A 12,918-nucleotide genomic window follows, 5' to 3' on the forward strand; every position below is an offset into this window, starting at 1 on the left:
TCCCAAGATCAGGCGGCTTTCTCTCCTACACCCAACGATGACAACAGCTGCATCAGGCCGGTCCCAACCGAAGTCTCCGGCTTGAACCCGAAAGCGGAGCTGAGTCTCCTCGGATCCCCGATTGAGGCATGGATATCTCCTGCGCGGGCTTCGAGATAGCGCACGGCAACCTCACGGCCGGCGGCCATCATGACGAGATGAGCAAGCTCGCGGATCGACGTCGCTCGCCCGGTGCACACGTTAAAGACACGGGCACCCCGAACTGGGGTCTGCATTGCGGCGTCAAGACAGCGCACCACGTCGCCCACATAAACAAAATCACGGGTCTGGTGCCCGTCTCCGAAGACCTTCAGCGGCTCCCCACGCATGACCCGGTCGGCAAAGATCGAGATCACCCCGCTATAGGGGGATTTGGGATCCTGACGCGGGCCATAAACGTTGAAAAACCGCAATCCCGTCGTCGGAATGCCGTGAATAAGGGCACCCACCCGACCGTGCAACTCGCAGCCCAGCTTGTCTGCTCCGTAGGCCGTCATCGGCCGCGGCTCATCCGTCTCGCTCAGCGGCAAAGCGCAATTGTCTCCATAGATCGCGGCTGAAGAAGCATAGACAACAGGACATTTTCGGGCGCGTGCCGCGTCGGCGACATGGACAAAGCCCGTTAGGTTGACCTTGTGGGTCCAGCTCCATTCTTCGTTGGAACGAGCGACCGAAGCGATAGCGGCCAGATGAAATACCCCGTCAACATTACGCATGGCCGCGTCAACAGCGGCCTGGTCGGTGATGCAACCACGGACAAATTCCGCCTCGGGATTAAGATTGTCGAGAGAACCGGTAGAAAGATCGTCCAGAACCAGAACCGAATGGCCATCGGCAAGAAGTTTATCGACGAGATGGGACCCGATGAAGCCGCATCCGCCCGTGACGAGATATTGCATGGGAGTACTCCGAACATTGAGATACCCCTCCTACGCAACCGACATGCCAAAACCGAAGCCTCTGAAAACCAAGGGAATACGCTGAGCCGTTTCGCAAATTGCAACGACCGGAGCCGTTGCATTCTGCAACGGAATCGCTTTTCACAACTCACACAGAAAACGCTAACAAACTGATTCAACGTAATTTTATGGATAAAGCGAAGACGGAACGAAGTTTGCGTCCGATGGTGAGTAGATCAATTCAGAAGGAGATCCCAATGATCGCTCGCCGCTCTCTCATTGCCCTGTTCGCCGGAGTGGTGTCGCTGTTTGCGACATCGGCGTATGGCGAAATGCAACGCCCGCAGAACGACGTCATTCTGGAAGTGTCAGGCAAGATCGCCGTCATGAATGAAGGCGGTAAGGCAACGTTCGACAGGGCGATGCTTATGACTCTGCCGCAGAAGGAAATCCGCACCACAACGGCCTGGACCGACGGTGTCCAGATTTTCCAGGGCCCGCTGATCCGCGACGTTCTGAAATTCGTTCAGGCGGATGGGTCTAATCTGCGCGCGATCGCGCTCAATGACTACGCGATCACCATCCCGACATCGGATTTCGAAAAGTATGACGCCATTCTCGCGCTGCTGATGAACGGCGAGGAAATGTCCGTTCGGGAAAAAGGACCGATCTGGATCGTTTATCCACGGGACCAACACAACGAGCTGCAGAGCGCTGAATACAACGAGAAATGGATCTGGCAGCTCAACCGGATTGTTGTTGAATAATTCCGCACTCGCAGAGGTTCCAGTCCCATGACCGCATCGCTTCGCAAGTCCATTCTCGCACTCATCGTCCTGGCGTTCACCGTTAGCCTTGGTTTTGGCTTCAAGCACGTCACTACCGTCGATGAGACGCTTGAATCACGACTTTCCGAAAATGCGGTCTGGGCGGGAGCTCAATTACAGTTCGAACTCGGCCGCTTCCGTGAGAGCCTTTACGATCTTACAAACAATGGCCAGAACGCATCTCCCAAGGAAACATCCACGCGTTTCGACATTCTTTGGAGCCGGGTCCAGGTCTTCCGCAAGGGGGATCTTGCCAAGCTTGTGAACGCAAGCGGCATGAAGCCGGTAGTCGACAATATTCAGTCCCAGATCGAGGAAATTGACAGCATCATCGCCGATGATGGTTTCAAACCCCAGTCGCGGCCGGAAGCGGTCAGGAGCATCCTGGACACCGGCCAAAGCATCACCAGGCTATCGCAGGAATTGACCGCTGGAATCATGCATGGCGAGCAAGTTCGGTTCGTCAACTATATCCGCGATCGCCAATCCGCGATCCATGACATCATGGTCTCCTTGGTTGGTCTGTTCCTCTGTGGCGCGGCCTTTACCGTCAGCCTGGTTCTTTCAAACCGGCAGGCGAACAAGGCAACGCTGGCAGCGACAACGGCTGAAGAGGCTGCGAATGCGGCTCGCGAACGCGTAACTGACGCCATCGAGTCCATGGCCGAAGGGTTCGCTGTCATTGACAGTGTAGGCCGGTGTGTTTCCGCGAATACTATCTTCAGATTCTTCATGAAACGGTTCTCCGGGAGCGCGCCGACAGGAGATTTCTTTGAAACCTCTCTTGAGACAGGTTTCACGAACAACGTGCTGCTTGATCCTGCCGGTCGTCCCGTAAACAGGATCATGGATGCTCTACGACGCGCCGACGGCACCGGTTTTGAATTCATCATGGACGACGAAAGCTGGATTCGGATCGAAACCCGCCGCGCCACGAACGGCACCATGATCGTCAAGCTCGCCGACGTGACGGACCGCAAACGCTGGGAAATCGAAACGGAGAACGCGAAGAACACCGCGATCCGCAATCTGGAAGCACAGTCCCGTTTCCTTTCCATGATGAGTCACGAAATCAGAACGCCACTAAACGGTGTCCTGGGCATATTGCAGATCATCATCGATGAACCCCTCTCCCAGGCCGGTCGGCATTACGTAAAGACAGCGCTTAGTTCGGCCGTCTCCCTGCGTACCGTCATTGATGATGTTCTTGATGCTTCGAAGATCGAGGCAAACGAAATGGTTCTCCGGAAGGAAGCGCTGTCACTGGCCGAGCTGTCGGAAAACGTGCTCGATCTGATGACACCGTTGGCGGACAAATCCGAACTGAGCCTTACTCTGACACTCGATCCAACTCTGCCGAAATCGGTCGCTGGTGATTCGGACCGCCTCCGCCAGATCCTGAACAATTTCGTCAGCAACGCGATCAAGTTCACCGAACACGGCAACGTTGCGCTTTCGATCGATCGCCTGAGCAGCAGCGACGATCGCTGCCTGGTTCGTTTCTCCGTTACAGACACGGGGATCGGCATTCCGGCAGAGAAACACGCCGATCTGTTCCGTGCGTTCAAGCAGATCGACTCCAGCTACGCACGGCGCTTTGGCGGAACCGGCCTTGGCCTCGCCATATCCAAAGTTCTCGCGGAAAAAATGGGGGGTGTCGTCGACTTCGAAAGCGCTGTCGGCAAAGGTAGCCGTTTCTGGTTCGACATTCCGTTTGAAGCACTCTCAAGCGAACCGTGGGTCAAACAAGCCGGTCCCAGCACGTCCAGGGTGCTCATCGACCTTTCCGATCGTGCGATTGCGGATGCGTTAAGCACCCAGATCAAGGGCTTCGGCATGAATGTCACCATTGGCGACTCGTCCAGCCCGCTGTCAGACGGCGAAACGGATGTGATCTTGATAAACGACAGCCCTCTCAAAGCTTCAACCGCAATCAGTCCGCAAAGACACCTGCAAGTCCTCCATTCGGAACACATGCTCGACGATGTAACGGAGGCTTTCGACAGCCGCACACGGTTCCTGCGCTATCCGATCCACCCCACGACCCTTATGAGAGAGCTCCTCGCACCGTGCCCGGCCGTTCCCGTCAGGACCGAACCGGCCCGTCTGGTTGAGGATAAGCGGTCAGGGCCACTCAGGATCCTGCTTGCTGAAGATTGCAAGACGAACCAGTTGGTCATGCGAGCCTTTCTGAAAGATTTTGCGACTGATCTCGTTGTCGCGGAAAACGGCAAACAGGTTGTGAACGAGGCGCGAGCCAACACCTTCGACCTTGTCCTTATGGATGTCTCGATGCCGGAAATGGATGGTGTCGAAGCAACGCAGCAGATCCGGCGGTTCAGCGATATCCCGGTGATTGGCGTTACCGCCCACGCATTCGAATCTGCACTGGCATCCTGCCGGGATGCCGGCATGGACCAGGTCCTGACCAAACCGCTGGCCAAGCAGGATCTATATTCCACCATCAAGGAAGTGCTTGTTGACAGAGACAGAACCGCAGCGACACTCACAGTAACTGGAACTGGATCATGCTGACATTTTCCAAGACATACGGTCCGGAACTGGTTGAAACCCGTCGTCTGCGGGAAGACATCGCGCCAGTGCTGGAGAGCAGCAGTCTCTCCGGAAACCGGATCAACGACCTAACGCTCGTACTGGTGGAAGCCTTCACGAATATTGTCCGGCACGCAAAACCGCTACCGACTGAAATTTGTGTTTCAGTCGACACCGCGGACGGCAATCTCATCATCATCCTCAGTGACAATGGCCCCCGTTTTACCGGGTTTGAGACTGCTCGCGAAACGGCTCGGAGCCTCGGTGACCTGTCAATGATGGAACGCGGCATGGGCCTCAATCTCATTTTCAGCCTGACCAGTTCAGTTTCCTACCTGTCATCCGAAAGCCGCAATGAGCTTGTCGTTCGTGAGCCGCTGCCTGCTTCCGAGCGGAAAACGATTGTCGCAATCGACGACGACCCGGTTGGCCTCAAGTTGATCGAGGCTTTCCTCGGAGACCGCTACGAGGTCCACCCGTTCAACAAAGGCGGTGAAGCGCTCGACCATATCAACCATGAACATCCGGACCTGATCATCTCCGATATCGATATGCCTGACTTGAACGGCCTTGAGCTTCGTGAGTCGCTCCGTTGCGACCCCGCAACCGCTCTAATCCCGTTCATCTTCCTGACCGGGGTCATTGATGAGAAGATCCACGATGAAGCAAATGACCTGGACATCGACGACTTCGTGGAAAAACCCACATCGAAGGGAAAGCTGGTTCGAACCGTCGACCGGGTTCTGAAACGATCTACCCGGATTAAACAATCGGCAGCCGCAGCATTTGAGGCGAGTGTCACCAACTCACTGCGCTCCAGCACGCCCGCTGAACTCGGTCGCTTCCATTTTTTCGCGGAAGAGATAGCAGCATCGGCCGGTGGTGGAGACTTCATGGTTCACGTCAGGGGCGACGATTTCCTTACAGTCGTATTGCTCGATGTGATGGGGCACGGCATTCCGGCAAAAGTGTTCGCACATGCCTATTCGGGCTACGTCCAGTCGATCATGTCGCTCGACGAAACTGCCCGAGACCCCGCGCGCGTACTGCAGGGACTATCGAGCCATGTGGCACGGGACACCCGATTGACCTCAACCATTGTCACTGCAGTCGCCGCAACCTTCAGCGACAGCGGCAAGGTACTCGTCGCCTCCGCCGGGCATCCCCGACCGCTCGTATATCTGCAAGGCATAGGATGGCGCCCGGTACCGATCAGTGGGGTCCTCCCAGGGCTCTCTAACGAGTTGCCCGAGACGAAGACGCTCCAGCTTGGAAGCGGCGACGCCCTGTTGCTTTTTACGGACGGTATCAGCGAGGTTCTGTGTCGCGAGCGCCCAGAAGATGCACTGTTGAGCGCGCTCGGAGGGCTGCCGCCTCCGGATAGCGCCACGCTCGCAAAGCTCAACGAGATCGCGGACAAAGCCGGACACGGTCGCGAACAGGATCAGGATGACAGATCGACTTTTCTTGCTGTCGCCAGATAACACCGATGCAAGAGGGATCATCTTTCACCCTTCCAACAAAACGGATCGGACAGTCAATGACCGGGCACTTGCTCAAAATTGAGGTTCTTGAGGGAATTCTTCGGGTTGAGGTTGCCGGTGCGCTCGATGCGGAGACCGCGTTTCATCTCGACCAGCAAATTATCATTAAATATTCTGACGCTATCGAGGGGATCGTTCTTGATCTCAAGCGCACTGAATTTATGGACAGTGCGGGCGTCGGGTTCGTCGTACGATTGCGCGATCATGCGAAGAGTGCATCTAATTCATTTGAGATAATGTGTGTCGGAGGCCAACCCCGTCGATTGCTTGAACAGATCGGCGGGATCTCGATACTGGAACTAAAAAGGAATTAGGGAGACATTGCCAATGCCTCACACCGTTGAAGCCCTGATTGTCGAGGACAGCCCCTCGATCAGCCGAATGCTGGAAAGCTGGCTTGCGGAAGAAGGCATCTCTTGCCACGTGACGGATAGTCTCGCCAAGGCAATGGAGTTCGTTAACCGTACGCCTCCCAGCGTCGCGCTTGTCGATCTGGGGCTTCCTGACGGAGATGGCATGGACCTGATCCGGGAGATTTCGGAAAAGGAAATCCCCGTCTACCCGATCGTGATCACCGGTCAGGGTTCGCTGAATGTCGCTGTCGAAGCCATGAAGGCCGGGGCCCGCGATTTCATCGTCAAGCCACCGAACAAGACACGATTTGTCGTCAGCGTACGCAACGGTCTGGAGACACAACGCCTCCTCGAAGATGTCACCACATTGCGCGAAACTTTCGCGCAGGACAGATTTCACGGCTTTATCGGCTCCTCGAGCGCCATGCAGGCGGTTTACAAGACAATCGAGGCCGGAGCCACATCCAAGGCAACGGTTTTCATCACTGGAGAAAGCGGAACCGGCAAGGAGCTTACCGCTGAAGCCCTGCACCGCCAGGGATCACGCAAGAACGCTCCTTTCGTGGCCCTGAACTGCGGCGCCATTCCGCGAGACCTCATGGAGTCCGAGATTTTCGGGCATGTCAAAGGCGCCTTCACAGGAGCGACGACTGACCGCGAAGGAGCAGCCGCCCGGTCGGACAAGGGCACCCTCTTCCTGGACGAAATCTGCGAAATGGATTTCGACCTTCAGGTAAAACTTCTTCGCTTCATCCAGACAGGGACCTTCCAGAAGGTTGGGGGATCAAACACCGTTTCCGTTGATGTGCGCTTTGTTTGCGCAACCAACCGGGACCCATGGGAGGAAGTACAGGCAGGTCGTTTCCGTGAGGATCTCTACTATCGTCTGCACGTTATTCCCCTACAGCTCCCGCCTCTGCGGGCGCGGGGTGGCGACGGCTTGGAAATCGCCAAGAACTTCCTCCAGACAATGAGCAAGGAAGAAGGCAAAAACTTCGAACGTTTTTCGGACGATGTCGCGCAGATCATTCTCGGCTTCGAGTGGCCTGGTAATGTACGGCAGTTGCAGAACGTGATCCGTAACATGATCGTACTTAATGATGGCGACACGGTCACACGCGAAATGCTGCCGCCGCCACTGGACCGTTTCGATCCGAAGACAGCACCGCGCTTTCAACAGGAAACACATTCCAGCGCGCCGGCAGTCGGCGGACCCGCGCCGATTGCCAGTCCGGCCGACATTCGGCCGCTATGGGTGATGGAACGGGACACGATCGAGAACGCCATCACGATTTGCGACGGTAACATTCAGAAAGCCGCGCGCCTACTCGACATCAGCCCGTCTACGATCTACAGGAAACGTGTGACCTGGGAGGAGCTTGAAGCGCAAAGCGCCGGGCAGCCGGCTCCCGCCAGTGTCGCGTACTAGGGTCGTTCGTAAAGGAATCCCACTTTGCGAATTTGACGTGCCAGCCAATTGGCGCCGACAGGAAAGACAGGGTTCAGCCGCATAGCCTCGCGCTCAAGTTCCGCCCCGAGCGATGGATTATCCCTGTCGCTGGCGGCAACACCGAGGATGGATATGCCTTCATCGGCGAGCAAGGCCGTTGCACGTTCGAGATTGGCCTGCCTGGTTACCCGCATCATCACCGCGAGGAGTACGGTCCCGGCCGCACGGCAGACGGTGAAAGGCGGAACGTTTCGCGCATTGCTCAGCAACAGCGGCGCGATGTCCAGGACGATCAGGTCGTAACTCTCCTCAAGCCGGTCCAGCATGCACTCCAGTGAACCGGTCTCCCGGAAGGCCGGAGAAAGAGGCTCATCCAGTGGTGCTGGTAATACAGACATGCCGTCGCTGCCGAAATTGACGATCTTGTCCGTCAGGTCCTCGATGTTCGGGTTCCATTGTACCCGCTCCACCCCGAGCAACGCGCCAAGAGACGGCTTGTAAACATTCAGATCGATCAGCAGGACCCGTTTCCCAGCGCGACTTGCACGCCGTGCGAGACTGTAGGCCAGCGTGGTGGCACCCTCGCCCGGACTGACCGAAGCGACGACGAAGCGGCGCACATTGCGTGAAACGATATGCCTGTAGAGCGTATCTATTTCGGTGTAATTGGCGGGGATCATTTTCCATCCTCCTCAGAGCACGCCAGCGAGGGCGAACAAGGCGAGCAATTGGCCTGCATCCTTCACGAAGCCCGTGAAGCGGGTCCAGTTGTCCTGCGATTTGTCGGGCACGTAAACGGTGTCGCCCGGCCGGACCAGAGGGAGCTTGCGGACATCGCCGCTCTTTGCAAAATCGATCAGGTCGAAGGTCCTGGCCTGATCGCGGCAGCAGGAGAGATTGACGACAAGGATCTTGTCCTGAAGCGCGGTTCCGGTCGGCCCACCGGCCTCGGCCAGAAGATCGAGAATCGTCATCTCGTCACTGAATACATAGCGTCCAGGTTTTCCGATGGAGCCCAGGACCCGCACAGTGCGCTCCTTCGACTTGTCGATCCACTCCCGGCCACGCTCGGGGACATAGACTGCGTCCCCAGGTTTGACGTCCGGCAGCAGCATTTCATCCCCGGTACGGAAATAGAGCTCGAGATCGACAGTGGAAACCCGGGTCTTCTCCTCACCGCGATGATTGATCCGGATACTGTGCAGATCGGCGCTCGCCGTGGGGCCGTCGGCGGCGGACAGGATATCCAGCAGATTCAGGGACGGATCGAAGGCATAGCGCCCCGGCGCCTTGACGGCCCCGAAAACGTAGAGTGAGCGTTCGGCAGGCTGCCGCATCCACTGGCTCTTGTTGTCCTTCGGATCCCAGGGAAGTTCCGGCACCATGATCGTATAACCTGCCATGATCGTCGGCACATCGGACACGTTGCCGCCATTTTTGAGATACTCGTCGAGATTGAAGCGGACGCTGCGGACAGTACCGTCGCCGGACGGCATGGCGATCTGAATAGCTCCGATATCAGCGCGCGGAGTCGGTCCCCCGGCATGCGCCAGAAGGTCCATGAACGTCATCTCATCGGACCACTCGAAGCGTCCCGGCTTGGCAACCTGCCCCATCACATGTACGGCGCGAGAAGGAGCCACCTTCAGCCAGGACTTTTCGTTCAGGTCCAGTTTCTCAGGCACAAAGATGGAGTCGCCCGGGAACAATTGCGGTAGCGCAACGCCAGAGCCCCCGACTTCGGAATACATCGCCAGATCAAAAGGTTCGGCCGTCCCGTTTTTCCGCAGGATGCGTACCCGCTTGGTATCGGCAAAACGCGTCGGACCGCCTGAATTCGCAAGCACATCGAGGAATGAAGTCTCGTCCTGCACTTCGAAAGCGCCCGGCTTGAACACCTCGCCCATGACGTAGACGATGCGCGAGCCTTTCTTCACTCCAACGGTTTCAATTGGCACGAAGATGGTCGAACCCGGCCCGACTGAAGGGATCGTGGAGGTATCACCGGTATCCAGGTAAAGCTTGAGATTGAAAGGCTGCGGTTCTCCGTTTGTGATCACCCGGATCTGTTCCACGGCGGCATAGCGGGTCACCCCCCCTGCTCGCATGATCAGATCGACCACGCTTTGCCCGTCAGCGTAGCCATATGCGCCGGGCGAGCGGACTTCGCCGAAAATCTTGACCCCCGTCTTGTTCTCTGCTGCGTCGCCGCCTTCGGTGAGCGTGCGCGCATCGAACTCCACCTGCACATTGCCGGTAAGCGGCGAAGCAGGGACAAAAACCGTGTCCATGGTCCGTAGCGCCGGGATCAGCGTCGTATCTCCGGTATCGAGGTATTTCTTGAAATTGAACGTCTCGTTGCGACCGTCACGGCGGAGCTGCATCCGGTCGAGCTGGGCACCGGGGACGAGCCCTCCAGCTGCCGTAACTGCCTCCTGGACACCCGCATCACCGGAAAGGTCCACGGTACCCGGCTGACGCACATAGCCCAGTACTGTGACCAGCTTTCGGTGTTCCTTGAGCGTGGCATCGAAACTCTCGGTATTCCGGTAAACCTTTGACAGCGCCTCGGACAGTTTCGTTTTTGCTTGCTCTATCGACAGCCCGAGCAAATTAACATGACCAATCTCGGGCAGGATTACGCGGCTCTGGTCATCCAGTGGGAAGGCGCCCGTGACGCCTTCTTCCCCTGGCAGGCTCAGGCTCAGCACGTCGCCGGGACCAAGTAGGCCTTCGGCTTCGGCTGTTGCCGAAAAAGCAACGATGAGAAGCGCCGCGAATACGATCCGCAGGGCTCCTCGGGTCAACCTGAATGCTCGCATGACAATGTCCGTTTCTGCGCGCCGGTCTTGCTCGAAAGACGCTCCGCCAGCTCGCTCAAGTCCGCCTCGTAGGCGGCAATTTCTTTTTCAGCATCCCACTCGAGGCCGCTGGAGAGACCACGCATCGCCCGACGGCGATCGCGTTCTGCTTTCCAGACCAGCGCCGGAAAGTGGTCCTGGCCACCCGCCTTACGCAGGGAGTCGAGATGAATGTCGGCACAATCGAGGCGGTTGATCTGATATGTCACCCAGCCTTCGTCGTGTAGCGCGGTCAAACGCCAGCCGGTCCACCAATGGTGCGGCTCTGGCCCGGCTTCGGAATTCCAGCCGCCGGGGTCCCAGGCCAGATTTGGGGACAGCGTCGCACGGTGTTCCGCGAACCCGCCCGTCCCGGCTTCCGGGAAAGACGAGCATGCGGAAAGAACCGCTGCGAAGGCTGTAATGGAAATGCGCTTCATCTCCAGCACCTCACGCTGCCAGAGGATTGGTCGGGATAGCACGGTCGAGGCGCAGCATCGCGATGAGGTCCCGCGGCTGGCCATTGACACCGTGGAGTTCAAGCGTCCGGCTCTGCATTACCAGACGCTTGTAGAGAAACACGATCGCGCCGATACCGGAGCTGTCGATGAAATCTGTCTTCGACATGTCCAGCCGGACATTGCCGCCGGCATCGATGACCCTCTGAAAGGCACTCTTCGCTTCAAACGCCAAAGCAGCGTCGAAGGCTCCACAAACGGAAATGTCGTGATCGGTGTTCGATGATTGAACGATGATGGTCATTGGGTCCTCCATGACTTGCTTTCAAAGTCTATGGAGCAACCCCCGTGCCATTTGCTGGCGTGTGTTTAACGTATTGAATTATCAAAATATTTTGAATGTTTGCTCAATAAGTCGATATCCCTCTTGCCGCAAATTGCAAGGGGCCCACTCATTCTGCGAGACATGCCGCTTCACCAAACACGAGATGGGCCTCGGCGGACACTCTCTGCTGTCGCAGACGGGAATCAACCCGTCCCAAAGCGAACTCGTTGCCGGTTGCGGGCAATGGCCGGAAAACACCGTCAAACAGATGGCCACCGTTGAATGCCGCCTGTCCGATCAACCCGGGGAGCACCGCCCACATTTCTCCGCCCCGCTGTACCGGGATGGCCACCAAGCGGCATGTGTCACGTTCCCGATAATAGTCAGTGCCGATGTAGGAAGCTCCAGGCGTCAGTGCCCTCGTTTGCCTTGCGACGTAATTCGCGTGCGTCGCCCAAGCGTTGAATTCCGTTCTGCCGGATTGTCGATCCACCGCTTCTCGTGCACTCAGGACGCACAGAGGTGTCAACAGCACGAGAAGCCAGCGCTTCATACTCCAGTCCCCCGCTTCGGGAACAGCAGGACAAGGACAACAGCGCAGATGGCAAACCCCATCACCTGATTTGCCGCCTCGTTGTGTAGCTGCCCATAGAAATGTGGAGAGAAGAGCATGGCCGTCAGCCTGCCGAGATTGAGCAGTGCAGTGAAAACAGTAACTATCGACAGAGTGACAACGAGCTTTGCCGATTTGACACGTAGCAGATGGCCGAGAGCCAGGGTCAGAACCGCAGCCTCCGCAATCAGAATGAAACTGGAGCACTCTGTCAAAAGCACGACCTGGCGCCCAGACAAGAACAGAACACTCCCCCTCAATTGATGGGACTCGCCAGCGACTGTCAGCAATTTGCCGAGCATCCCGGCCTCGCTTTCGAGCAGAGTTTGGCTGACCACATCAGCACCAACTCCGGAGAAAAACTCCAACAGAGCAGTAACGGCCAGCATGAAAGCCGCCGCGCACAGGTTCGTATCTTTTGCCGATTTCGCCGCCACACTGATGGCGAACGCTGCGATCAGGATGGCTACAATTATCGAAATACCGCCGGCAGGAGCAGGGCTGATGATGAGCAGAAGCGCCAGCGGGCCGGCTATGCGACCGGCAGTCCGATGACGTGACCGCTGAAGGTCGACCGCAACCGCCACTGCACACAAAATTGAAACAGTACCGGGCCATGACGTCCCGGCATGCAGTCCGCGCCAAAGCCATCCCGCAGATATTAGGGCGAGGGCGGTCCAGACGACATCGCGGCAAAGGAGCTGCCTGTCCAGAACGCGCCAGCACGGCGCGGCGAAACCGCCCGCTTTAGCGACGGCGGCACGCATAACAGCCGGCAATCAGGAGGATGATTCCAGTCGCCACGTTCAGCGCAGGCCCGGGCACTGGCTCCACGCTCGATTCCGCGAGCTGCGCCTGGCACCACCATGAGATAGCCGCACTGCAATTGGCGTTCGTCGAGCCGTTCGTGGCCCCATCTTTAAAAGCGGTGGTGTTGAAATTGTCCTCAGCCGCCGTGACCAGAGAACTCTGGCCAGCCAAAAGAACAAGGGTGCATAGGATCACTCTGAACATCTC

General features: G+C 57.4%; 12 protein-coding genes. 5 read left to right on the plus strand and 7 right to left on the minus strand.

Annotated features, from left to right (window positions below; genetic code table 11):
• Nucleotides 1-8: 8 nt before the first annotated feature.
• Nucleotides 9-938 (minus strand): NAD-dependent epimerase/dehydratase family protein, encoded by a 930-nt coding sequence (locus tag K328_RS0105045; RefSeq protein WP_028465039.1) that lies wholly within the window; start codon nt 936-938, stop codon nt 9-11.
• Between the two features lie 257 nt (nt 939-1,195).
• On the opposite strand from K328_RS0105045, the gene K328_RS0105050 reads away from it, so the two are divergent.
• Genes K328_RS0105050 through K328_RS0105070 form a run of 5 tightly spaced genes read left to right on the plus strand, consistent with a single transcriptional unit; the run spans nt 1,196 to nt 7,644 of the window.
• A complete protein-coding gene (locus K328_RS0105050; protein ID WP_051284514.1) occupies nt 1,196-1,705 on the plus strand; it encodes a putative pterin-binding protein in 510 nt (169 codons plus the stop codon).
• 27 nt (nt 1,706-1,732) lie between these two features.
• Nucleotides 1,733-4,300: an ATP-binding protein gene (locus K328_RS0105055; RefSeq protein WP_028465041.1), complete on the plus strand. Its 2,568-nt coding sequence runs from the start codon at nt 1,733-1,735 to the stop codon at nt 4,298-4,300.
• Complete coding sequence (locus tag K328_RS0105060; RefSeq protein ID WP_028465042.1) at nt 4,294-5,802, plus strand: SpoIIE family protein phosphatase; 1,509 nt, start codon at nt 4,294-4,296, stop codon at nt 5,800-5,802. Before K328_RS0105055 ends, K328_RS0105060 begins: the two co-directional genes overlap by 7 nt.
• A gap of 56 nt (nt 5,803-5,858) precedes the next feature.
• Nucleotides 5,859-6,176 carry an STAS domain-containing protein gene (locus K328_RS0105065; protein WP_028465043.1) on the plus strand — a complete coding sequence of 106 codons (318 nt, stop codon included), beginning with the start codon at nt 5,859-5,861 and terminating at the stop codon, nt 6,174-6,176.
• Between the two features lie 13 nt (nt 6,177-6,189).
• Entirely contained in the window at nt 6,190-7,644 is a 1,455-nt protein-coding gene (locus tag K328_RS0105070; RefSeq protein ID WP_051284516.1) for a sigma-54-dependent transcriptional regulator, read from the plus strand.
• Here the strand turns inward: K328_RS0105070 and K328_RS0105075 are convergent.
• The 6 genes from K328_RS0105075 to K328_RS0105100 form a co-directional block, all read right to left on the minus strand.
• Nucleotides 7,641-8,345, minus strand: a complete 705-nt coding sequence (locus K328_RS0105075; RefSeq protein WP_028465045.1) for a P-loop NTPase family protein — start codon at nt 8,343-8,345, stop codon at nt 7,641-7,643. The genes K328_RS0105070 and K328_RS0105075 overlap by 4 nt on opposite strands.
• A 12-nt stretch (nt 8,346-8,357) precedes the next feature.
• Nucleotides 8,358-10,487 (minus strand): SLBB domain-containing protein, encoded by a 2,130-nt coding sequence (locus tag K328_RS0105080; protein WP_084608102.1) that lies wholly within the window; start codon nt 10,485-10,487, stop codon nt 8,358-8,360.
• Nucleotides 10,469-10,945: a hypothetical protein gene (locus tag K328_RS0105085; protein WP_028465047.1), complete on the minus strand. Its 477-nt coding sequence runs from the start codon at nt 10,943-10,945 to the stop codon at nt 10,469-10,471. Before K328_RS0105085 ends, K328_RS0105080 begins: the two co-directional genes overlap by 19 nt.
• A gap of 10 nt (nt 10,946-10,955) precedes the next feature.
• Entirely contained in the window at nt 10,956-11,267 is a 312-nt protein-coding gene (locus tag K328_RS0105090; RefSeq protein WP_051284518.1) for an STAS domain-containing protein, read from the minus strand.
• 148 nt (nt 11,268-11,415) lie between these two features.
• Nucleotides 11,416-11,841: a hypothetical protein gene (locus tag K328_RS26595; protein ID WP_156901176.1), complete on the minus strand. Its 426-nt coding sequence runs from the start codon at nt 11,839-11,841 to the stop codon at nt 11,416-11,418.
• Nucleotides 11,838-12,668, minus strand: a complete 831-nt coding sequence (locus tag K328_RS0105100) for an archaeosortase/exosortase family protein (RefSeq protein ID WP_028465050.1) — start codon at nt 12,666-12,668, stop codon at nt 11,838-11,840. Before K328_RS0105100 ends, K328_RS26595 begins: the two co-directional genes overlap by 4 nt.
• Between the last annotated feature and the right edge of the window lie 250 nt (nt 12,669-12,918).

It is taken from the genome of Nisaea denitrificans DSM 18348 (assembly GCF_000426505.1).
GTDB classification, from domain to species: domain Bacteria; phylum Pseudomonadota; class Alphaproteobacteria; order Thalassobaculales; family Thalassobaculaceae; genus Nisaea; species Nisaea denitrificans.